This is a genomic window from Microtetraspora sp. NBRC 16547, assembly GCF_030268965.1.
GTDB lineage: Bacteria > Actinomycetota > Actinomycetes > Streptosporangiales > Streptosporangiaceae > Microtetraspora.
Genome location: NZ_BSSE01000003.1, coordinates 195,051 through 217,181, shown reverse-complemented (window position 1 = coordinate 217,181; position 22,131 = coordinate 195,051). Strand labels below are relative to the sequence as shown.

Sequence of the window (22,131 nt, the reverse complement as noted above, 5' to 3'; positions counted from 1 at the left end):
CCTGCGGCGTGCCCGCCGCACCTACTCCTGACCGCCCGTGCCTGCCCGCGTCTGCCCTGTGTCGGTTCGCGCCTGTCGGCTAGCGGAGCCGGGCGAGGTCGGCGGCGCCGACCACCCCGGCGGCCGGGCCGAACTGGGCGGCGCGGATGTCGGCGAGTGGCCGGTGCCCGCGCCCGGTGAGGCGGGCGGCGTAGTGCTCGCGGACCTGGTCGAGGAACAGGTCCGCCGCGTCCGAGACGCCACCGCCGATGATGAAGCAGCCGGGGTCCAGGATGGCGGCGAGGTCGGCCAAGCCCTGAGCGAGCCAGCCGGCGACGAAGCCGAACGCCGCGAGCGCGGCGGCGTCCCCCTCCCGAGCGGCGACGGTGACGTGCTGACCGACGACGGCGTCCGGGGAGCCGGCCAGTTCGAGCAGGCGGACCGCCGACGACGGGTCGGCCGCGGCGTTGATCTTGGCCTGGCGCACGAGGGCGTTGCCGCTGGCGTACTGCTCCCAGCAGCCGTGGTTCCCGCACTTGCAGGGCAGGCCACCGGGCACCATCTGCATGTGGCCCAGCTCGGCGCCCATGCCCCAGCGACCTCGGTAGAGGTCGCCGCCGAGGACGATCCCGCCGCCGATGCCGGTGCCCAGGGCCACGCACACGACGTGGCTTTCGCCCCGGCCCGCGCCGAAGCGGTATTCGCCCCAGGCCGTGGCGTTGGCGTCGTTCTCCACCACCACGGGAAGGCCGACGAGTTCGGCGACCTTCTTGCGCAGCGGCTCCTCGCGCCAGGCCAGGTTGGGCGCGAACCTGACGATCGACCGGGTCTCGTCCACGAACCCGGCGGCGCCCAGCCCGACGGCCTCAACGGAGTGCCGCGCGGCCAGCTCGGTCACCGCGTCGGCGATGGCCCCGGCCACCAGCTCGGGACTGTCGGCGGGGGTGGGTCGCAGGGCCCGGTCGATGATCCGGCCGTCCTCCGCGACGACCCCAGAAGCGATCTTGGTGCCGCCGATGTCCACGCCGATGGTCAAGGCCATTGCTCGAAACCTCTGTCAGCCCAGGTCGATGTGCTCTACGTGCGGCTCTTCCGGCCGCTTCGCCGGGGCCGTGCGCTGCTGCAGGGCGTCCACGGCCTGGCGCAGCGCGGCGACCAGCTCGCCGCCCGCCGCGATCAGGTGGTCGGTCACGTCGCCGCCGGACTCCTTGCCCGCGGCGATCACCCGGCAGACCGGGCAGGCCCGGCAGATGTACTCATCGTGGTCATGCCCGGCGACGGCCTCTCCCCACACGTCGTCGGCGCGACCCTCTCCGAAAGCGCCGCCGGAGCCGCCGCCGAAGGCACCGCCGAGCCCGCTCATGCCGCCCTTCACGAAGCCCTTGCCCAGCTCGCGACCGACGCGCCGCTGCAGGGCGTCGAAGAGCTTCATGGCCTCCTCCGCCGCCGACCCGAGCGGGTCCTGACGGGGGGAGCCGTTGGTGCCGTTGCTGTCGTTGTTCTCCGTCATTTCGCCCCTCCTGTCTCGAACCGTACCCGGAGGCGCCCGTCCCGGAGCACCGCGGTGGAGATCCCCCTGCGGGCCAGGGCCGAGGGAAGTGCGATCACCCGGCGGTAGGAGCCCGCCGTGACGATCAGGTCCTCCCCCTTGCGGGCGAGATCGACGGCCTCCTTGTCGGCCAGCGGCAGGGCCAGCACCAGCTCGTCGGCCCCGACGCTCATCGGCGGCTCGGCGGCGGGAGGGGCGAACGGGTCGACCGTGCCGTACAGCTCGGCGGCCACCTCCGCCAGGGCGCGCGGGCCGACCGGCTCGGTGGGAAGGTACGGCACGGTGTGGATCGGCAAGGGTGCGAACGACTGGTGGATCTCCGCCAGCTGCCTGGCCTGCGCCTCGACCCAGCCGCGCCGCCAGTCGTCGGCGTCCTCGGCGGGGAAGACCCGGTTGGCGATGACGGCGTCGACGCGGTAGCCGTACAGGCTGAGCGAGGTGAGCGTGCGCCGGGCCTCGGCGACGACCACGGCCTCGGGGGTGAGCACGAGGCGGACCGAGGCGTTGTCGCCGGTCAGCAGGTCGCGGACTTCCATCAGGCCGCGGTGCAGCCGCTCGCCCGCCGATATGACGGCGCCTTCGGGAGCGGTCACCTTGGCGACGTGCCTGATCACCGGGGAGACGGCGCGCAGCACCCGCCGGGCGGTCGGGAGCAGCCGGCTGACGTGCCAGTCGAGGGCCTCCGGTAGGGCTAGCAGCCGCAGCGTCTCCGCGGTCGGCGCGCAGTCGACCACGATCACGTCCCAGCGGCCGGTGCGGGCCTGCTCGCGTAGTTCCAGGAGCGCGATGATCTCCTCGGCGCCGGGCATGACGGTGATCTCCTCGGAGGTGATCTCGTCCAGGCCGAGTTCCTGAAGCACGTTCTTGGCGTATCCCCGCAGCTCGCCCCAGTGGCGTTCGAGTGCCTTCTGGGTGTCGACCTGCTGGAGGTGCAGTCCCGGCGCGACCTCGACCGGCTCCCGTGACGGGGGCGCGGCCAGCGCGTCGGCGAGCGAGTGGGCGGTGTCCGTGGAGACGACCAGCGTCTTCAGGCCGCGTTCCGCGGCGAGGGTCGCGGTCGCCGCCGCCGCGGTGGTCTTGCCGACCCCGCCCTTCCCCGTGAAGAGGAGGACCCTCATCGGCCTTCGACGCGCTTCTTGAGCCCCTTGAGCGCGGTGTCGATGATGACCTTCTCGGCCTTGCGCTTGATCATGCCGATCATCGGCACCTTGAGATCCACGGCGAGCTCGTACGTCACCTCGGTGCCGCCGGCCGTCTCGGCGAGGCGGTAGCTGCCGTTCAGGCCGGAGACCATCTTCCCGGCCTCGACGACGTGCCAGCTGACGGCGGCGTCGTTCGACCAGTCGTAGCCGAGGACGTAGTCGTCGCTGATCACTCCCGCGTCGAGGACGAACCGGACCCGTGAGGGGCGGCCCTCCGCCCCCGTGTCCAGGACGCTCGCGGACTTCACCTGGCCGGCCCACTCGGGATAGGCGGGGAAGTCGGCGATCACGGTCATGATCGACGCCCGGTCGGCGCCGATCGTGATGCTCGACGTGGTTCGATCAGCCATGGGCTAACCGTACTTCACCATTCCAGGGCGAAAGGCGTGCCGCGCCCGCGGAAATGACCGACGTTGACGCATTCGGTCCGGCCCACGCGCGTCCTGCTCACCAGGGGCTGGTGAACGTGGCCGAACAGGGCGTATCTCGGCTGCGTCCTCCTGATCGCCTCGAGCGTGGCCTCACTGCCGCGTTCCAGCCGGCGGGCGACCACATCATAGAGCAGCTCGGGGATCGCGGGCGGGATGTGGCAGCACAGCACGTCCACCTCCCCCACCGCCGCGACCTTGCGCGCGTACTCCTCGTCGTCGATCTCGTACGGCGTGCGGTACGGAGTGCGCAGGCCCCCGCCGACGAACCCGAAGGTCAGGCCGCCGATCTCGGCGGTGCTCCCGTCGAGGACGAGGTGACCGGGCCGGACGAACTCCGGCCACAGGCGCGGGATGTCGACGTTGCCGTACGTCATGTAGGCGGGCGCCGGCATCGCCTGGAAGATCTCGGCGTACTGGCGGCGCACCGCGGCCTCGATGTGGTCACGGGGATCGCCGTCGAGCGTGGACCACAGCCGGGCCGACATGGCCCGCGCCTCGTCGAACCGGCCTGCGGTGCGCAGGCCGATGAACGCGGCGGCGTTCTCGCGCCCGAACAGGTCGGCGAAGATCCCGCGGGAGTGGTCGGCGTAGTCGACGAAGAGGATGAGGTCGCCCAGGCACACGAGGGCGTCGGCGCCGTCGCCCGCCCGCGCCAGGGCATCGGCCCGGCCGTGGACGTCACTGACGACATGGACCCGCATGCGGGTCATCGTAATACCGGCGCAATACCGGCCCTCGGACGCGCCCCGGGGCTCGTCTCTCCTTAACGCCTGTTCGACTCCCGGAATGCTTCTTCGCCCCCCGGCGGCCGGACCGGGCGGCGGCACGGTAAGGAGCGGGGCGCGACTCATTCACGGAACGTGCTGGGCAAAGGCCCGGCACAGCCCCCCTGATAGCGTGCGAATGCCCAGATAACGCCTGGGTGACGGATCTACCCACGCGTAACTTCGCGCGGTAGCGTCCGGTGAAGCCGATTCCCGCTCCAGCCTCGATTGAGGAGACCACAGGAGCGCACCAGAAGGAGTAACCGTGCGCGAGTACAGCGTTCCCGTGCTGGTGGACGTCCCGTTGTCCGCGAACTGCACTGACACGGTGTTCCAGCGCGGTGTCGACGATCCGGACGCCGTGGTGATCCGCCGCAAGGACGGTGACGCCTGGGTCCCGGTGACCGCGCGCGAGTTCCGCGACCAGGTCGCGGGCGTCGCCAAGGGCCTGATCGCCGCGGGAGTCGAGCCCGGTGACCGGGTGGCGCTCATGTCGCGTACGCGTTACGAGTGGACCGTCGTCGACTACGCCATCTGGGCCGCGGGCGCGGTGGGGGTGCCGATCTACGAGACCTCCTCCGTGGAGCAGGTGAAGTGGATCATCTCTGACAGCGGCGCCAAGAGCGCCTTCGTCGAGCAGGAGTCGCACGAGAAGGCGGTCAAAGAGGCCGCGCCCGACCTCGCCTCGATCTGGCGCCTGGAGGACGGCGGGCTGGAGGAGCTGATCCGGCTCGGCGCCGACGTCTCCAATGACACGCTGGCCGAGCGGCGGTCCGCGCGGGGCGGCCACGACCTCGCGACGATCATCTACACGTCCGGCACAACGGGCCGGCCCAAGGGGTGCGTGCTCTCCCACGACAACCTGCTGTTCACCGCGCGGAACGTGGCACAGGGACCGTTGGAGCTGCTGTTCGACGTGCGGGACCGGGCCGCACTGCTGTTCCTGCCGCTCGCGCACAGCTTCGCGAGGATCATCCAGATCGTCCTCATCGAGACGGCCACCGTGATCGGGCACACGCCCAACATGAAGAACGTCGCCCCGGACCTGCAGACGTTCAAGCCGACCTTCCTGCTCGGCGTGCCCCGGGTGTTCGAAAAGGTCTACAACGCCGCCGAGCTCAAGGCCACCTCCGAGGGCAAGGGGAAGATCTTCCACACCGCCGTAGGCGTGGCGATCGAATGGAGCAAGGCGGAGAGCTCCGGCGGAGCCTCCCTCGGTCTCCGCCTCAAGCACGCCCTCTTCGACAAGCTCGTGTACGGCAAGCTGCGGGCGGCGACCGGCGGCGCGCTGAGCGCGGCCGTCTCCGGCGGCTCCGCCCTCGGCGAGCGGCTCGGCCACTTCTTCCGCGGCGTCGGCATCGAGGTGTTCGAGGGCTGGGGCCTCACCGAGACGAGCGCCCCCTCGACCGTCAACATCCCGGGCGCCAACAAGGTCGGGACCGTGGGCAAGCCGTTCCCCGGCGTCACGATCGGCATCGCCGACGACGGCGAGATCCTGGTCAAGGGCCGCCACGTGTTCGGCGGCTACTGGAACAACGAGCGGGCCACCAAGGAGGCCATCGACCCGCAGGGCTGGTTCCACACCGGCGACGTCGGAGAGCTCGACAAGGACGGCTACCTGCGCATCACCGGCAGGAAGAAGGAGATCCTCGTCACCGCGGCCGGCAAGAACGTCGCGCCGGGCCCGCTCGAGGACAGCATCCGGGCACACCGGCTGGTCAGCCAGGTGATGGTGGTCGGCGACGACCGGCCGTTCGTCGCCGCGCTGGTCACCCTCGACCACGAGGCCATGGAGCAGTGGAAGGAGGCCAACGGGCGGACCGGCGCCACGATGGCCGAACTCTGCACCGACCCGGCCGTCGTGGCCGAGGTGCAGCAGGCCGTGGACAACGCCAACGTCTCCGTCTCCAAGGCCGAGCAGATCAAGAAGTTCCACATCCTCGACATCGACCTGAGCGAGGAGAGCGGCCACGTGACGCCGAAGCAGTCGATCAAGCGTCACGTCGTGGCGCAGGACTTCGCCAAGCAGATCGACGAGCTGTACGGATGACCCCGCGGGCCGGCTTCACGGGCCGGCCCTACGGCTGCGCCTCCTGCCCGCCTCCCCCCGGGATCACGCGATCCCGGGACGGGGCCGCCGGCTCCTCCCCTGCCGACTCCGGCGCGAGCGGCGCGGAGAACCCAGCCGACTCCGGCGCGAGCAGCGCGGAGAACCGGGCGGCGACGAGGTCCCAGCGCCACTCCTCCTCGATCCACGCCCTGCCCCGCTCCCCCATCGCGCGGGCGCGCGCGGGGTCGCTCAGCAGCTCGACGAGCGCGGCCGCCACCTCCTCGTGCGACGTGCCGTCGACCACCAGGCCCGTCTCGCCGTGCCGTACGGCGTCGGGGGCGCCTCCGGACGCGCCCGCGACGACGGGAAGGCCGGTCGCCGACGCCTCCAGGTAGACGATGCCGAGCCCCTCGACGTCCAGCCCGCCCAGGCGGGTACGGCACGGCATGGCGAAGACGTCACCCGCGTCGTAGTACGACGGCAAAGCGGACCAGGGCACGGAACCGGTGAACAGCACGGAGTCCCGCAGCCCGCTCCTGTCCGCCATCCGCCGCAGCGCGCCGCGCGAGGGACCGCCCCCGACCAGCAGCAGAACCGCGTCGGGGACCCGCGCCCGGACCAGCGGCCACGCGCGGACCAGGATGTCCTGCCCCTTGCGCGGCACCAGCCGTGAGACGCAGACGACCACGGGCCGCCCGCCGAGCCCCAGGGACTTCCTGACCTCCGCTCCGCCCGCGCCGGGGTGGAAGACCGTGGTGTCCACGCCAGGCGCGAGCCGTACGAGCCGGGTGTCGGCGATGTGCGGCGCGAGGTGGCGGCGCGTGTATCCGCCGAGGTAGGTCACCACGTCCGCGCCCTCGCCGATGCGCCTCAGGACGTCGCGGGCGATCGGCAGCCGGGCCCACGACGCCTCGTGGCCGTGCGTCAGCATCACCACCCGCCTGGCTCCGGCGTCGCGCAGCACGGGCGCGAGCAGGCCGAGCGGGGCCGCGGCGCCGAAGACGACGGCGCGGCAGTCCCGCGCCAGCTCGGCGGCCCGGCGCGCCACCTGCCGGGTGGGCAGCATCAGCGACGTCGGATGTCGCACCACCTCGTACGGCTGCCGCGCGTCGAAGGCCTCGCAGCCCTTCCAACGCGGGGCGTAGACCACGACCGAGGCCGGGTCGAGACGGGAGGCGATCCCGTGGACGAACGCCTGGATTCCTCCGGCCCTGGGCGGGAAGTCGTTGGTGACGAACAGCGTCCTGTCCACGGCCGCTCCTCCTGGCCCGCCGCTCTTCATGATCGCGCGGTCACGGCCGCGGCAGGCCGGCCCGCCCGGCCCACGACCTGGCCATGGCGATGCGCTCCGCGGTCGAGGGGTGCGAGGCGTACAGCACGTACTCCAGGGCGTTCGGTGAGAGATCCGAGATGTTGCGCAGCGCCAGGCTCTTCTGCATCGCCACGAACGTGGACGGGTCCCGGGTGAGGTCGAGCGCGTGCGCGTCGGCGCGGGCCTCGATCTGCCGGCTCACCACGTTCTGCGCGGGTCCGGACAGCACGGTGCCGAGGGAGATGAGCCCGATGAGCAGGCCGACGGCCCGGGGATCGCCCGCGGAGGACACGCCCGCCCGCCGGCGCAGCGCCTGGACGGCGAGGAACAGCAGGCAGGTCCCCGCCGCGGCGCCGAGCGCGCCCACCAGCGTGCCGTAGAGGACGTCGTCTTTCTTGGCGTGGCCCAGTTCGTGCGCGACGATCAGCTCGACCTCGTCGGCCGGCTGGCGGACCAGCGTGTCGTAGACGACGATCCGGCGGGTCGCCCCGAACCCAGAGACGTACGCGTTGAGCGCGGTGGTGCGGCGGGAGGCGTCGGCGACCAGCACGTCCTTGACGGGGACGCCGTCCTTCTCGGCCATCGCGAGCAGGTCGGTGCGCAGTTGCCCGGCGGGCAGCGGCGTGAACGTGTTGAACATCGGCTCGACCACGACCGGGTAGGCGAAGGACAACACGACGGTCAGCGCGAAGGCACCCAGGGACGCGGGGATCCACCAGGTGCGCGGCCACTTCCGCGCGAGGGCGACGATCACCAGCACGGCGACACCGGAGAGCACGATCTGCAGGCCGAAGTTCTTCAGCCGGTCGGCGGTCCAGGTGCCCCAGGTCTGGGTGGACAGGCCGTAGTCCCGCAGCACGGACTCCATCCACATCCCGAGCGGCCATCTCAGCAGCAGCGAGACGACATAGACGCCGAGCACGCCGAGCATCGCCCTGACCCACCACGGCCCCTTGAGCCGTCCGATCAGCCGGGCGCCGACCGGGGTGAGGACGAGCACGCCCGCGATGACCAGGGTCAGCGCGAGCGACAGGTAGCCGGGAAGCGAGGTCGCGGCGTCGAACGCGTCGGCGCGGGCGATCTGGGCGGTGGTGAAGTCCCGCGCGGGGTCGGCGGGCACGTCCGGAGCCCCCGGGCCGAGGGGGTTCCACGGGGTCGTGAGGGCGACGACTCCCGCCAGGACAGCTCCCAGGACCGCCAGCGCGATCCCCGCCGCCCGGGTCCCGGTTCCCGCGCCGGCGTCCGACCAGTCGGCGACATCACTTCGTGGCATCCCCCATCACTCCTTCACAGTCCCCCGGTGGTCTCTCGCGGGCGGCGCGTCAGGCGAGCTCGCTCCGCAGGTACCCTCGCCAGGCCGTGGTGAGCTCCGGGAGGTCGGTGTCTAACGTTTCTACCAGCGCCGTGGCGAGATCATGGTCGCGGGCCGCGCGGTAGAAGGCCACCAGCGCGCGTTCCCCGTACCGCTCGGCGACGTATCGGCAGGCCAGCCACGCCTCCTCGTACGCCTGCGGAAGCCGTGGCGAGCCGGGACGGAACGCCTCGCGGCCGGGCAGCGCCGCGGGGACCGCACCGGCGCGGACCTCGGCGGCCAGCTCCGCCGCGACGGCGCGGACGGTCAGGCCGCTGCCGAGGTATCCGACGTAGTCGGCGAAGCCTTCCACCAGCCAGGCCGGCATGTTCCCGGCGACCGCGGCCCCGGTGGCGACGTGTGTCAGCTCGTGGGCGAGCACGACGCGCCGGCCGGTCTCGGAGAGCCGGGCGAACCCGGAGGGCGCGATGACGACGTGATCGACGTCGGCCAGGGCGGCGAGGCCCGTCACCCCGGAGGGCGAGGCGAGCACAGCGGCCTGCTCGTCGGTCGCCGGAACGAGGATCACCGCGTCCACCGGTCCCCATACCCGGGCGACCGTACGGCGGGCGGAGTCGGCCACGGCGGCCAGCCCGGCGACGTGAACGGTCGCGGGTCGCGCCACGGGCCGGGAGCCGGGCACGGAGAGGGAGTGGGAAGCGGTCCCCGATCCGGCCGCCGCCCGTCCTTCGATGACGACGGCGTGCTCTCCCCTGGCGATCGACGCCCCGATCCACATCTCGGGATGCTCGCGCATGACCGCCCGCGCCGTGGCCAGCGCCCGGTCCGGCGGCGCGTCGGCGGGCAGGGCCGCCACCGCCCCCACGACCACCACCGCCGCCGTGAGGCGGGCCACAGCACGCATGCCGAAATCGTACGAGCCTCCGGACATGCCGCGGCCCCGCCCCTCTGGACGAGAGGCGGGGCCGTACGGCGTGCCTGAGTCGAACCGCACCCGGCCGGGGTGGTCGGCCCGGGCGCGCCCGGGTGGGGTTCGATGCCGGGCACGCCGGCTGGGGGGTTCGGGGGGTGGGGGGTTCGGGGGGTGGGGGGTTCGGGGGGGTGGGGGTCCGATGCCGGACACACCCGGCTGGGGGTTGCCGGGGGCGGGGGGTTGCCGGGGCTAGGCTCCGGGACGGACGGCGCCGACGAAGGTGCTCTTGCGGTACTGGTCGAGCTTGTCGATCCGCACCCGCGCGCCGGTGTGCGGCGAGTGGATCATCTTGCCTTTGCCGACGTACATGCCCACGTGGCCGCCGCCGCTGGTGAAGATCAGGTCACCCGGCTTGAGGTTGTTCCAGGAGACCTTCTTCTTGACTTCGCTCTGCTGTGACCAGGTCGTCCGGGGGATCGTCACGCCCGCCTTCCGCCAGGCGTACTGGACCAGGCCCGAGCAGTCGAACGCGCCCGGTCCGGTGGCTCCCCATTGGTACGGGTCGCCGATGTGCTTCTTGGCCACCTCGACGGCCTTCTCCGCCTTGGTCCTCTGCCGTTCGGCCTTGGACTGCCGGAGTGTGGTCGCCGAGGCCGTGGCCGCCGTCGTGACGGCGGTTTCCGTGGTGGCCGCCGTCGTGGCCGCCGTGGTGGCCGCCGTCGTGGCCGTCGTCGTGGCCGTCGTGGTTACCGTTTCCGCCGCCAGACCGTCCGTCACGGGGTCGGCCGAGGCCGGCTGGACTCCGGCGGCCCCTACGGAGGCGGTGATCGCGACGCCACCCAGGGTGACGCGGGCAAGGCGGGACAGGCGTGCAGGGGTGATAGACAGGATCGCTCCTATGGTCTTCCGCTTGCGCCTACCGGGTTAGCTGACGGATTCGGGCGGGGAAGTCGCCCTACGGCGCGCGATGCGCCGATTCACCCCGGACCTTCGAATGAAGGTCGTTTGGGTCCCCGGCTCCGTGCCTCCTGACTGCACGGACTCGGCAGGTCGCCGTACCCGGGGGGATCACGAAGCGGGTGACGACGACGGATGATCGGCACGAACGCGGCACGACACCGGCGTTCGTGGCGACGGCATTGGAGTGCTCGCCGCGGCCCAGAAGTTACCGATTCGTGCCATAGGTCGGCAAAGCCACCACCAAGAAATAAAGATCGAATAAATGATCCGGCAAAGCGAAATTCCTGCATACACGGCGCATTCCGTAGCAAAATGTGACTCTAGTCACACATTGCGAAACAGCGCCCAAATTCGCCACTTTTACACCACGAGACGCAGTGATTGGTAGATCAATAGTGGTGATCGCGATTAGCGCGGAGAGATCACAAGAAGGCATGATCAGCGGCGCCTTAGTGTGAAAGTTGTCACATATACCGCTTCCGCAGGATGGGCCACAGGGCGGTCGAAATCATGATCAGCCACGGCGGCGAATCGTCGCGATACGGCCGGGGACTACAGATACGTCGGATGATCCCGCTCTTTATCGGGGTAGGGCATGCCCTTTTCGCGAGAGGCGGCCGTACGCGACGGAGCCGAGCCCTTTTGTTCCCCTGGACTCGATATGCGCCTCAGGTAGCCGTACAGCGGCTCACAACGGCACGTTTGGACACAGCGAGGACCACGAGGACCACACGGTCGGAGCGTCCGCCCGGGACGATCGGTGCGTCTGAGTACGCGGCGCGGCGACGGCTGCCAGGCGCAGGGCGCGATGACAACGGCTGGTCGCTGACACGAAGCAGCGCCTGGACAGCTCCTGGATTTGCGGCGCGGGACACCGACGACGGGTGTCCCGCTACCGAGGGGTCGCCGGCGCTCCGGCGGCGGGCATCAGGGGCGTACGGCGCCGATGGCGTTGTACTGGGCGAGCGTGACGACCTTCACCACGTCGCCGGTCTGGGGCGCGTGGACGACCTTGCCGTCACCGGCGTAGATGCCCACGTGCCCGTAGCCGCTGTGCCAGAGCAGGTCGCCGGCCTGAAGAGCGCTGAGCGGCACCCTGCGGCTCGCCCCCCAGGCCCACTGCTCGTAGCTCGTACGCGGGAGCGACACTCCACCGGCCGACCACGCCGCCTGCACGAACCCCGAGCAGTCCCACGAGCCCGGCCCTGTCGCGCCGTAGCGGTACGGCTTGCCGATCTGCCGGTAGGCGAACTGGAGCGCGGCGAGCGCGTTGCCGGAGGCGGCACCCGAGTAGGTGACACCCGCGCTGTTGGGGTTACCGGGGTTGTACGCCCCCAGGCGGCGCAGCAGCTCGGTCTGCTCCTTGACGAGGTCGTCGGCCTCCTTCTTCTGCTTGAGAAGGTCGGCCTTGACCTTGGTCGCCTCGTCGAAGACGCCCTTCTTCTGGTCGCGCTGCCGCTTGAGGCCGGCGATGGCGCTCTTGTACTCGTCGAGCCGCCTGGCGCGCCCTTGGGAGAGCTGGTCGAGCGCGGCGAGACCGCTGAGCATGGCGTCGGGGTTCGCGTTGTAGAACAGCCCCATGGAGATGACGTCACCGGTCTGGTACGTGCTGGAGGCGACCGTCACCAGGCCCTCGCGCAGTTCCTCGACCTCGCCGGCCTGCTTCGCGTAGCTGGCGTTGATCGTGGAGTACTGCTTCTTGGCCTTCTTCCACTTCTCGTTGGCCGCGTTGTACTGGTCCACGACCTTGTCGGCCTGCTCGTTGAGCTTCTTCAGCTTGGCCTTGGCCTCCGCGATCGTCGGCTTGGGATCGGCCTGCGCGCCAGTCACAGGCAGCAGCAGCGCCACAGCTGCCAAGCCGACGGCCACCGATACACGCCCTCGCACTCAGGCCCCCTTGCCATAGATAAACCTGGGGCGCGACTTTACTCAGGCGATCATGACGATTCAACCGATTCGCAGGTATTCGACCCGATCATCACCTATGGCAACCAGAATGGAGCGCTCAGTGATCAGGCACGGCCGAGACGGCGGAGCAACAGCAGCGAGGGCACCGGCCGCGCCCCCATCCGGCGTACCGAATCCGCGACCTCCCGGTCAGAGGAGACCACGGCGATGGCGCGGCCGGAGGGCTCCGCCTTGACCAGTTGCCGGATGAGATCGTCGGCGATCTGGCCGGGGGCGCTGAACATCACCCGGACCCCGCGCGGCGCCGAGACCTGGACCGGCCCGTTGAGTTCCGCGCCGTCGAAGACGCAGGTGACCTCAACCCTGGCCTGTACGGCGAGGCCGCCCAGACCGGTGAGGAGCCGCGACCGCTGGTCCGCCAGCGTGAGCGACGGATAACCCGTCTTGGTGACGTTGTAGCCGTCGATGATGACGTGCAGGTTCGGGATGGCCAGCAGCTGGTCCAACAACTGCGGGTCGTCGTCGGCGAGCGCCCTGGCGGGCACCGCCCGCACGCTCGGCGCACCCGGGACCACGGCGGACACGTAGTCGGCCGGTCTGCTGATCACCGTGGGCAGGGCCAGCTCCTTGCGCAGCCCGGCAGCGGCGTCCTGCAACGCGTCCATGAGCACCCGGATGCGGGCGTCCTCCACGCTGCGTCCCTCCCGGGCGGCGCGGCGGCTCGCCTCCAGGTGCCGCTCCACGTCCGCGAGACGCTCCTTCAGCCTGCGGATCTCGGTTTCGGCCGCGCCGCTGGCGTTCGCCACCTTGGCTCTGGCGTCGGCGGTCTCGGCCTCCAGCTCGGCCGCCCTGCGCTCGGCCACCTTGGACCGCTCGCGCGCGTCGTGCAGCCTGCGCCGCAGGTCGGCGTTCTCCGCGCGGGCCACCCTGACCTGTTCACGGAAACGCTCGACCTCCTCCTTGGCGGCCGTCCGCTGGGCGGCGAGCTGCTCGCGGAGCCGGGACTCCACCTGGTCCCGTCCCGCCTCGGCCGACGTGGCCTGCTCCAGGTCCTCACGCGCGCGCTCGACCAGCTCCGGCCAGCCCGGAGGCCGGGTGAGGTACGCCGCGGCGGCGACGATCACCGGCTCGGCGGCGGCCGGAACCACGCCTTCGGCGAGCCCGGCGACCAGGTCGGGCCAGGCGGACCGGAGCGTCTCCGCGACGGTCTCGCGAAACTCCTTGTCCGTCTCAAGTAGGGTGGCGATCGGCGCGCTGCCAAGGCGGGCGCGCTTACGCGGGTCGAACTTGGCGATGCCGCGCAACTGAGGCGGGACCGCGGCGGCGGGCATGGAGCCCAGAACCTGAGCCGCGAGCTCCACCACGTGTAAGCGCACCTGCTCCGGCAGCGGACGAGACAGGCCCTCTCCGGCTGAACTCATCCGCTTGCTCCTCATCCTTGTCCTGTTTAAAGGGTACGGCTGTCGCGCACCTGACCGGGTCGCGCGGCGCTCCTGCCTCGGCGGCCGCCCCCTCGGGAGCTCTCTCGTGGCATCACGGCGGCTCCGTACGATGCACGAAACGCTGAGGTTAACGGAGTCCGACCGACCGCTTGGTTGCGATACGGACTCAGGACGGCCCCACAGAACGACGGGCCGAGCAGATGAACGGGCCGAGCAGATGGACGGGTCGACGCGTACGCTCCCGCTCATCCCGGGGGACGCCTACCGGACGTCCCGCCAGTCCTCCGGAACCTCCCCCGGCAAACAAACCGTGTTACCGCGCACCCAGACAGAACTCCGGTCGGGAAATCCATGTACTGACAGTTCAAAGATTCGGGATTTGACTATTGCCTCCGGCTGGCTGTGATCCCGTGAACGATCGACCTGAACCGTGAAGCGCCGCTGCCGCCAATGGTCGACAACGGCATTCACCACCCGATGCGGATCAGGAACGATCACGTCATAACTGATCGTGAAGGCACGCTTTCCCGCGTCCTCACATGGCCATAGCGCCCGCTGTGCGGTCGGCTCGGCGTCAAGTCCACTCACCTCGATCGTTTCCGCCAGCGCCCCGGTCAGTTCGCGTAGCGCTTGCGCGATGCGCGGCTCGTCTGAGCTTTGGCTCACAGCGCACCCTCCCGCTCCGAGGACTATGGTCAACGATCCGATGAGGAAAGTCCGATATATCACCGCGACGCTCTCGCCTCTAAGAAAGTAATCGGCCGCTTGCCCAGGATCACTCGAGCGATGTTGCTGATGGACAGAGTTGTGGGGCCGGAGGTGGTGAAGTAGTCGCCGTGGGCGTCGATGTCGAGGCCCAGCTGCACCAGGTCGCCGTCCGTACCGGTGGCGAGGCGTGTGACACCGGCGAGGAGGATCGGGTCCTGCCCGTGACCCGCCCAGGGCGTGGCCAGCAGGCCCAGCAGCCCGGCCTTGGAGACCGCCGACAGGACGGGAGCGACGCTGATCGCGTCATGGGGATGCCGGAGGGCGTACATGCGGGTGCCAGGGGCGTGCAGGTCATCGGCGGAGTAGACCCCCCACCCCGGGCTGGCGACGGCGACGAGGCTGCCGGGCCGCAGACCCGCGCTCACGGCGTGCCCGGTCACCGTGCTGCCGTACGAGTGACCGACCAGGGTCGCACGGACGTCCGCGCTGAGGCGCAGGCCGGTCACGAAGTCGCGGAGCATCGGCCCGCCGGCCTCGGCATAGGACGTCCAGGTGGCCTGCGGAAGCGACTGCGGCAGGTCGCAGCCCATCCAGGCGATCGTCGCCGACCTTCCCCCGGAGAAGCGTTCGGCGAAATCGTGCAGGGCCCGCGCGTTCGCGCCGGGGCCGTCGCCGTAGGTGCCGAGGTTGTTCCCGGTGCCGGGCACCGTGACGGCGACCGACGTCGCCGTGTCGAGGTCGCCGAACACCTCCGCGACACGTCCCTGCCCGGAGGGGTCGAACAGCAGGAACTGCCTGGGCAGCTTCTCGGACACGACCCGCCCGTCGCGCACGGTCCGCACCTCGCGCGGTTCGAGCAGCCGGGAGTACAGGGCGACCCGGTCGGTGAGCCACAGGGCGCCGGCCTCGGCGCGGGCCTGCCGGATGAGGAGCCGGTTCGCCGCGTAGCGCAGGTCGTACGGCACGCCGCCGAGCGGGCCGACCAGCGCGGCGCCGGCGAGGGCCACCGCGAGCGCGGCGTCGGGAGGGAGCGCGGCGAAGAACGCGGCCACCTTCCCGTCACGGCCGGGCCCAGCTCCATCGGCGGCGAGCAGCAGCCGGAGCTCGGACAGCGCCGCGTCGCCCGTGCCAGAGGCGGCGGCGATCAGCGCACTCCTGACGGCCGGCGGCTCCACCGGGTCGAGGGCCACCGCGTCGGCCTGCTCGGCGATCGCGGCTCTGCGCCGCAAGTCCGCCGACGTCGCCTCGCACCACTGACGGAGCGACCGCAGCCGACCGGCGTAGTGCGCCAGTTCGGGATAGCGCGACACCTGGTCGGTGCTGAACAGCGGGGACAGCCCGGCGCTCACTCGCGGCGCCAGTCCTCCCGACACATCGTCCAGGCGTGCGGCGAGCGCGCGCAGAGACGGCGCATCGGCCAACCACAGCATGGTCACCAGCGGATCGTAGGCCATCGGTCACGCTGCGTGCTCACTTCTGCCAGGCTTGCGGCGTGACGTTCGAGAGTGACGCGATGCGCAGGGCGGCTCCCCGGTTCGACGACCTGCTGGATCCGGTGACGGCGCTGCGCGGGTTCCCGCGCTGGACCGGCCCCGCCGCGGAACGCTTCGACCAGGAGCTCCACTGCTGGCGCCGCATGCTGCACCAGTTCTCCGAGGATCTGCTGAGCGTCGCCGCCAGGCTGGAACGGGAGGCGAACGGGCCGGCCGCACCCCCAATAGGATGATCGCGTGCTGAACCCGTCGTATCCCATCGAAACTCCCCGGCTGCTGCTCCGCCCCTTCACCATGGACGACCTCGACGCGCTGCACTCCTTCCATTCGCGCCCCGACGTCGCCCGATACCTCTACTGGGACGCGCGTACGCGTGACGAGACCAAGGCGGCCCTGGAGACCAAGGTCGGGCTGGCGGTCCTGCGCGAGGAGGGCGGCACCCTCAACATCGCCGTCGAGCTGCGCGAGACCGGCGCGCTGATCGGCGACCTCTCCCTGTTCTGGCGGAGCCCCGAGCACCGCCAGGGCGAGATCGGTTTCGTCTTCCACCCCGCCTACCACGGACGGGGACTCGCCACCGAGGCGTCCCGGGAGGTCCTGCGCCTCGGCTTCGACGATCTCGGCCTGCACCGGATCTACGGCCGCTGCGACGCTCGCAACACCCCCTCGGCCAGGCTGATGGAGCGGCTCGGCATGCGGCGCGAGGCCCACTTCGTGGAGAACGAGCTGTTCAAGGGCGAGTGGAGCGATGAGCTGGTCTACGGAATGCTCCAGCGGGAGTGGAACCCCGCGGCATGAACTCCGTGGCATAAACCCCACAGCGTGAACTCCGCGGCGTAGCCGCGAACGCGCGCTACTCGGGGCTCCGCCGCCGGGAATGTCGGTGACCGTCTCTAAGGTCGAGCGCGTGGAAGCGGTACAGGGCACTCTCGACGAGCTCGGCACTCCCCTCCAGGACGTGACGTTCGTGGTCTTCGACCTGGAGACCACGGGCGGGGCGGCCGCCGAGCACGCGATCACCGAGATCGGCGCGGTCAAGGTGCGCGGCGGCGAGGTGCTCGGCGAGTTCGCCACGCTGGTCGACCCGGGCGGCCCGATCCCGCCGTTCATCTCCGTCCTCACCGGCATCACGGACGCCATGGTCGTGGCCGCGCCGAAGATGCCCGAGGTGGTTCCCAGCTTCCTGGAGTTCATCACCGGCGCCGCGCTGGTCGCGCACAACGCGCCCTTCGACATGTCGTTCCTCAAGGCCGCGTGTGCCGCCGCGGGCTACCCGCCGCCCGTTAACCCGGTGGTGGACACCGCCGACCTCGCCCGGCGGGTCCTCACCCGGGACGAGACGCCCAACTGCAAGCTGTCCACCCTCGCGCGGCTGTTCCGCAGCGCCACCGAGCCCCACCACCGGGCGCTCGCCGACGCCAGGGCGACCGTCGACGTGCTGCACGGCCTGATCGGCCGGGTCGGGTCGTACGGCGTGCACACCCTGGAGGACCTGCGCTCCTTCGTCCGGGCGCCGTCCCCGGAGCAGCAGCGCAAGCGCCACCTGGCGCAGTCCGTGCCCAGTGCCCCGGGGGTGTACGTCTTCGAGGACGCCAAGGGCGAGGCGCTCTACATCGGGAAGAGCTCGAACCTGCGCAACCGCGTCCGGAGCTACTTCACGGCGAGCGAGACCCGGCCCCGCGTGCGCGAGATGGTCGGCATCGCCGAGAGCGTCCGCACGATCGTCTGCGCGACGGCCCTGGAGGCTGAGGTCCACGAGCTGCGCATGATCGCGGCGGCGAAACCGCGCTACAACAAGCGGTCCAGGTTCCCCGAGCGTGTGGTCTGGCTCAAGCTGACCGACGAGCCGTTCCCCCGGCTCAGCGTCGTCCGGGAGATCAAGGACGACCACGGCGCCTATCTCGGGCCGTTCCCCAGCAGCCGCATGGCCGACGACGCCCGCGCGGCGCTGCACGAAGCGCTCCCGTTGCGCCAGTGCAGGGAACGGCTGTCCGCGCGGACCCGCCGCACCGCGTGCACGCTGGCCGAGCTCGGCCGGTGCGGGGCGCCCTGCGAGGGCCGCGAGACCGAGGACGACTACGCCCAGCACGTCGAAAGTGCCCGGCACGCGATGGAGCGGGATCCCGATGTGGTCTTCTCCGCGATCGAGGCGCGCATGCGCCGCCTCTCGGCCGAGCAGCGGTACGAGGAGGCCGCCGTCGACCGCGACCGGCTCGCCGCCTACGTCCGCACGGCGGCCCGCATGCAGCGGCTGCGCTCGCTCACCGGGATCCCGCAGATGGTGGCGGCCAGCCCCGCCTTCGACGGCGGCTGGGACATCCACGTGGTGCGGCACGGGCGGCTCGCGGCGGCGGGGGTGATGCCGCGCGGCGCTCATCCCGTCCCCTACGTCGACGCCCTGGTCGCCACGGCGGAGACCGTGCGGCCCGGCCCCGGCCCCATTCCGGCCGCCAGCGCGGAGGAGACCGAGTGCGTCCTGCGCTGGCTCGACTCCCCCGGCGTGCGCCTGGTCCGGGTGGAGGGGACGTGGAGCCTGCCCGCGTACGGCGCCGGCCGACTCAGAGACCGGATGGAACGCGCCTACCAGGGGCTGCCCAGGCACCAGCCTCGCGAGGGCAAGCCCCTACGATGAACCACGATCCCGCCCCGCGCGCGCCGTCGGAGCGGGGACCGCACCCGACTGACACAGGAGAACGCGAATGGTCACCGCGATCGTGCACATCAAGGCTGATGTCGACCGGATTCCCGAGGTCGCGCAGACGGTCGCCGAGCTCAACGGGGTCAGCGAGGTCTACTCCATCACCGGCGACTACGACCTGCTCGCCATGATCCGCGTCGCGCGCTACGAGGAGATCGCCGAGGTCGTGCCCGGCCGCATCAACAAGGTGCCCGGGGTGCTCCAGACCGAGACCCACATCGCCTTCCGCACCTACTCCCGCCACGACCTCGACGCGGCCTTCTCGATCGGTCTCAACGACGGGGACTGACCGGCCAGCAGCCGGACCCGCGTCTCGAAGCCGCCGGGCAGGACGCGCGCCGACACCGAACCGCCGAACAGCGAGGCCCGCTCCCAGGCGCCGAGCAACCGGTCCCGGGGCACGCCGTCGTCCCGGACGGTCAGGTCGAGCACGCCCTGGGTCCAGCGCAGCCTGACCGCGGCCGTGCGCGCCGCGCCGTGCCGCATGGCGTTGCCGAGGGCCTCCTCAACGATCCGGTAGGCCGACAGCTCCAGCGAGGGGCGGGCCTGCCGTACCCCCTCTTCGGCGAACGTCACGTCCAGCCCCGCGGCGGTGAACGCGTCCAGCAGCGCGGGGAGCTCGGTAAGACGGGGCTGGGGGGCGCGGGAGACCCCGTCCACGCGCAGCAGCGCCATCACGCGCTGCAGGTCGCCCAGCGCCTGGCGGCCCCACTCCTCCGCCTCGCGAAGGGTCTGGATCGCCCGCGCGGGATCCCTGTCCATGAACACGCGGCCGGCGCCGACACCCAGGGTCATCACGCTCAGGTCATGGGCGACGACGTCATGCAGCTCGGACGCGATGCGGAGCCGTTCCCGCGTGCGCGCCAGGCCAAGCCGCTCCCGCGTGCGCGCCAGGCCAAGCCGCTCCCGCGTGGGCACGAGCCACGGCGGCCGTGGCGGCCACGCGGGCGAGGAAGCGGGTTCTACCGGCCGGCCGCCGCGAAAGTCCGGGAGCCCGGGAGCACATCGGCGGGCGAGGCGAGCCAGGCGGGCGAGCAGGAGGCGCGTCATTCGGGCACCGTACGGCTCACGCCGTGCCGAAGGCGTCACCTCGAAGGCGGACCGGGAATCCCTCCGGGGACGGACCCCGGCCCGCGCGGTTCAGGAGTGGCTCAGGAGGCGAGCGAGCGGCTGACCTCGACCCAGCGGTCGAGCGTGGCAGCGGCGCGGCCGGTGTCGACCGCCTCCGCAGCCCGGGTATAGGCGGCGCCGAGGTCGGCGACCAGGTCATCGCCCGTGCCGTCGAGCGCGACCAGCGCCGCGGCGGCGTTCAGCAGCACCGCGTCGCGCACCGGCCCGGTCTTTCCCGCCAGCGTGTCATGCACGGCCGCGGCGTTGAACGCCACGTCGCCGCCGCGCAGGGCGTCCGGCCGGGAGCGGGCCACGCCGATGTCCGCGGGGTCGAAGACCGTGTCCCTGGCCACACCGTCGCGGACGACGAAGACGCGCGAGGGACCGGTCGTGGAGAGCTCGTCCAGCCCGTCCTCGCCCCGGAAGACCAGCGCCGACACGCCACGCTGGGCGAAAACGCCCGCGACCACGGGCAGCATCCGCGCGTCGAAGACGCCGATCGCCTGGGCCGACGGGCGCGCCGGGTTGGTGAGCGGGCCGAGGAAGTTGAAGACGGTGGGGATCCCGATCTCCCTGCGCGGCGGTCCGGCGAACCGGAAGCCGGGGTGGTAGACGGGCGCGAAGCAGAACGCGATCCCGGCCTCAACCGCGAGCCGTGCGGTGGCGTCCGGGGACAGGTCGAGAACGACGCCGAGGTGCTCCAGCACGTCGGCCGCGCCGCACAGGGAGGAGGCGGCGCGGTTGCCGTGCTTCACCACCCGGGCGCCGGTCGCGGCCGCGACGACGGCCGCCATCGTGGAGACGTTGACGGTGTGCGCCCGGTCGCCTCCGGTGCCGACGATGTCGACGACGGGCCCCTCGATGGACAGCGGCACCGCCCGGTCGAGCATGGCCCTGGCCAGGCCGGACGTCTCGGCGACGGTCTCACCCTTGGCCCGCAGCGCGACCGCGAACGCGCCGATCTGCGCGGGCGTGGCGTCGCCGGACATGATCTCGCCCATGGCCCACGCCGTCTCGTCGGCGGTCAGGTGCTCACCGGCGAGCAGGGTGTTCAGCAGGGACGGCCAGGTGGTACGCGAGTCCATATGGAGAGGCTCCGTTACGAGACGGGCTGAGTTGGGCGGGACGATCCGGACAGACTCAGCCTCCGGCGCATGAGATCGGCGACGGCCTCGGCAACGGCCATGGGGTCGAGCGGCTGGGCGACCACGGCGTCGGCGCGGGACCAGTTGGCGAGCCAGCGGTCGTCCTTGCGCGCGATGATGAGCAGGATCGGCGGGCAGTTGTGCACCTCGTCCTTGGCCTGCCGGCTGACGCCCATGCCTCCGGCCGGGGCGGCCTCGCCGTCGAGAACCGCGACATCGATGTCGCCGGAGTCGAGGTGCTTGATCACGGCAGGCTGTGTGGCGCACTCGACGATCTCAACGAGGGGCACGTCCGCGGCGGGACGCCGCCCGATGGCCAGCCGCACCTTCTCACGAGTGCCTGCGTCGTCGCTGTAGACGAGAACCCTCATGTCACGCTCACTGTCGAATCGCGGGATATGGTCATCGTGATGCTACCGGCGTACGCGCCGGACGCGCAGCCCAGGGCTTCCTGCCACGCTTCTCCGGTTCTAAACCGAGCAAATGGCCTCTAACGGGGGGCCGTGCGGCGACCCGACCAGGAGAGCCGCAATAATGCTGCCCGTGGCGACAGCATCCGCAATTACAACGACGACGACACCGTACGGGTCCCGCAGGCCGAACCTCGTCCAGGTCGGGACCATCGTTTGGCTGTCCTCTGAGCTCATGTTCTTCGCGGCGCTGTTCGCGATGTACTTCACCATCCGGTCGGTCAGCCTCGGCCAGGGCAAACCCTGGCCGGACGCCCATCTCGACATCCCGTATGCCACGGCGAACACGATCATCCTGGTTCTGTCCAGCGTGACGTGCCAGTTCGGTGTATGGGCCGCGGAAAAGGGCCAGGTCAAGAAGCTCAGGTTCTGGTACATCTTCAGCTTCATCTTGGGCGCGATCTTCGTCGCGGGCCAGCTGAACGAGTACCGCGTCCTGGTGGAGGAGGGCGTGACCCTCGCCTCCACCGCCTACGGCTCGGTGTTCTTCCTGACCACAGGCTTCCACGGTCTGCACGTGACGGGTGGACTGATCGCGTTCCTGTTCATCCTGGGACGCACGTACGCCGCGAAGCGCTTCACCCATGAGCAGGCGACCAGCGCGATCGTCGTGTCTTACTACTGGCACTTCGTCGACGTGGTCTGGATCGGCCTTTTCGCGACCATCTACATCATCAAATGATCG

The 22,131-nt window shown here is 71.1% G+C and carries 22 protein-coding genes and 1 riboswitch; of the genes, 6 read left to right on the top strand and 16 right to left on the bottom strand.

Annotated elements, in window-relative coordinates; all coding sequences use genetic code 11:
* Window positions 1-79 precede the first annotated feature (79 nt).
* The 5 genes from QSK17_RS06335 to QSK17_RS06315 are packed head-to-tail and all read right to left on the bottom strand — an operon-like array spanning window position 80 to window position 3,862.
* Window positions 80-1,021 (bottom strand): ROK family glucokinase, encoded by a 942-nt coding sequence (locus QSK17_RS06335; protein WP_285703492.1) that lies wholly within the window; start codon window positions 1,019-1,021, stop codon window positions 80-82.
* Window positions 1,022-1,036: 15 nt separating this feature from the next.
* Window positions 1,037-1,489 carry a hypothetical protein gene (locus QSK17_RS06330; RefSeq protein ID WP_285703491.1) on the bottom strand — a complete coding sequence of 151 codons (453 nt, stop codon included), beginning with the start codon at window positions 1,487-1,489 and terminating at the stop codon, window positions 1,037-1,039.
* The gene (locus QSK17_RS06325) at window positions 1,486-2,646 is read right to left on the bottom strand and encodes an ArsA family ATPase (protein WP_285703490.1); all 1,161 of its coding nucleotides are present in this window, start codon (window positions 2,644-2,646) and stop codon (window positions 1,486-1,488) included. The genes QSK17_RS06330 and QSK17_RS06325 overlap by 4 nt, the downstream gene beginning before the upstream one ends.
* Window positions 2,643-3,080 (bottom strand): SRPBCC family protein, encoded by a 438-nt coding sequence (locus QSK17_RS06320; protein ID WP_285703489.1) that lies wholly within the window; start codon window positions 3,078-3,080, stop codon window positions 2,643-2,645. Before QSK17_RS06320 ends, QSK17_RS06325 begins: the two co-directional genes overlap by 4 nt.
* 14 nt (window positions 3,081-3,094) lie before the next feature.
* Window positions 3,095-3,862, bottom strand: coding sequence for a metallophosphoesterase family protein (locus tag QSK17_RS06315; protein ID WP_285703488.1), 768 nt, complete (start codon window positions 3,860-3,862; stop codon window positions 3,095-3,097).
* Between the two features lie 328 nt (window positions 3,863-4,190).
* Between QSK17_RS06315 and QSK17_RS06310 the strand changes: the two genes are divergently transcribed.
* Entirely contained in the window at window positions 4,191-5,975 is a 1,785-nt protein-coding gene (locus tag QSK17_RS06310; RefSeq protein WP_285703487.1) for an AMP-dependent synthetase/ligase, read from the top strand.
* Between the two features lie 28 nt (window positions 5,976-6,003).
* Here the strand turns inward: QSK17_RS06310 and QSK17_RS06305 are convergent, their stop codons facing one another.
* The 8 genes from QSK17_RS06305 to QSK17_RS06270 form a co-directional block, all read right to left on the bottom strand.
* Entirely contained in the window at window positions 6,004-7,227 is a 1,224-nt protein-coding gene (locus tag QSK17_RS06305) for a glycosyltransferase family 4 protein (RefSeq protein WP_285703486.1), read from the bottom strand.
* 40 nt (window positions 7,228-7,267) lie between these two features.
* Window positions 7,268-8,560, bottom strand: coding sequence for a M48 family metallopeptidase (locus QSK17_RS06300; protein WP_285703485.1), 1,293 nt, complete (start codon window positions 8,558-8,560; stop codon window positions 7,268-7,270).
* A 49-nt stretch (window positions 8,561-8,609) separates the two neighbouring features.
* On the bottom strand, window positions 8,610-9,503 hold the full coding sequence (locus tag QSK17_RS06295; protein WP_285703484.1) for a peptidase MA family metallohydrolase: 894 nt from the start codon (window positions 9,501-9,503) through the stop codon (window positions 8,610-8,612).
* Window positions 9,504-9,761: 258 nt separating this feature from the next.
* Window positions 9,762-10,289 (bottom strand): C40 family peptidase, encoded by a 528-nt coding sequence (locus QSK17_RS06290; protein WP_285703483.1) that lies wholly within the window; start codon window positions 10,287-10,289, stop codon window positions 9,762-9,764.
* 121 nt (window positions 10,290-10,410) lie between these two features.
* Window positions 10,411-10,570: riboswitch (cyclic di-AMP (ydaO/yuaA leader) on the bottom strand.
* An 829-nt stretch (window positions 10,571-11,399) separates the two neighbouring features.
* The gene (locus tag QSK17_RS06285; protein WP_285703482.1) at window positions 11,400-12,359 is read right to left on the bottom strand and encodes a C40 family peptidase; all 960 of its coding nucleotides are present in this window, start codon (window positions 12,357-12,359) and stop codon (window positions 11,400-11,402) included.
* A 125-nt stretch (window positions 12,360-12,484) separates the two neighbouring features.
* Window positions 12,485-13,801 carry an NYN domain-containing protein gene (locus QSK17_RS06280; RefSeq protein ID WP_285703481.1) on the bottom strand — a complete coding sequence of 439 codons (1,317 nt, stop codon included), beginning with the start codon at window positions 13,799-13,801 and terminating at the stop codon, window positions 12,485-12,487.
* A gap of 282 nt (window positions 13,802-14,083) precedes the next feature.
* Window positions 14,084-14,488 (bottom strand): hypothetical protein, encoded by a 405-nt coding sequence (locus QSK17_RS06275; RefSeq protein ID WP_285703480.1) that lies wholly within the window; start codon window positions 14,486-14,488, stop codon window positions 14,084-14,086.
* A gap of 59 nt (window positions 14,489-14,547) precedes the next feature.
* Window positions 14,548-15,960, bottom strand: a complete 1,413-nt coding sequence (locus QSK17_RS06270) for an alpha/beta hydrolase (protein WP_285703714.1) — start codon at window positions 15,958-15,960, stop codon at window positions 14,548-14,550.
* Between the two features lie 62 nt (window positions 15,961-16,022).
* On the opposite strand from QSK17_RS06270, the gene QSK17_RS06265 reads away from it, so the two are divergent.
* From QSK17_RS06265 to QSK17_RS06250, 4 genes are all read left to right on the top strand, one after another.
* Window positions 16,023-16,256 (top strand): WXG100 family type VII secretion target, encoded by a 234-nt coding sequence (locus QSK17_RS06265; RefSeq protein WP_285703479.1) that lies wholly within the window; start codon window positions 16,023-16,025, stop codon window positions 16,254-16,256.
* A 4-nt stretch (window positions 16,257-16,260) separates the two neighbouring features.
* Window positions 16,261-16,821 (top strand): GNAT family N-acetyltransferase, encoded by a 561-nt coding sequence (locus QSK17_RS06260; RefSeq protein ID WP_285703478.1) that lies wholly within the window; start codon window positions 16,261-16,263, stop codon window positions 16,819-16,821.
* A 79-nt stretch (window positions 16,822-16,900) separates the two neighbouring features.
* Window positions 16,901-18,655 carry a DEDD exonuclease domain-containing protein gene (locus QSK17_RS06255; protein ID WP_502889145.1) on the top strand — a complete coding sequence of 585 codons (1,755 nt, stop codon included), beginning with the start codon at window positions 16,901-16,903 and terminating at the stop codon, window positions 18,653-18,655.
* A 67-nt stretch (window positions 18,656-18,722) separates the two neighbouring features.
* Entirely contained in the window at window positions 18,723-19,010 is a 288-nt protein-coding gene (locus QSK17_RS06250; protein WP_285703476.1) for an Lrp/AsnC family transcriptional regulator, read from the top strand.
* Here the strand turns inward: QSK17_RS06250 and QSK17_RS06245 are convergent.
* The 3 genes from QSK17_RS06245 to QSK17_RS06235 form a co-directional block, all read right to left on the bottom strand.
* A complete protein-coding gene (locus QSK17_RS06245; protein WP_285703475.1) occupies window positions 18,953-19,771 on the bottom strand; it encodes a sensor histidine kinase in 819 nt (272 codons plus the stop codon). The genes QSK17_RS06250 and QSK17_RS06245 overlap by 58 nt on opposite strands.
* A gap of 101 nt (window positions 19,772-19,872) precedes the next feature.
* Window positions 19,873-20,916 (bottom strand): anthranilate phosphoribosyltransferase, encoded by a 1,044-nt coding sequence (gene trpD, locus QSK17_RS06240; protein WP_285703474.1) that lies wholly within the window; start codon window positions 20,914-20,916, stop codon window positions 19,873-19,875.
* Window positions 20,917-20,930: 14 nt separating this feature from the next.
* Entirely contained in the window at window positions 20,931-21,347 is a 417-nt protein-coding gene (locus tag QSK17_RS06235) for a hypothetical protein (RefSeq protein ID WP_285703473.1), read from the bottom strand.
* 163 nt (window positions 21,348-21,510) lie between these two features.
* Between QSK17_RS06235 and ctaE the strand changes: the two genes are divergently transcribed.
* Window positions 21,511-22,128, top strand: a complete 618-nt coding sequence (gene ctaE, locus QSK17_RS06230) for an aa3-type cytochrome oxidase subunit III (RefSeq protein ID WP_285703472.1) — start codon at window positions 21,511-21,513, stop codon at window positions 22,126-22,128.
* The last annotated feature ends 3 nt before the right edge of the window (window positions 22,129-22,131 follow it).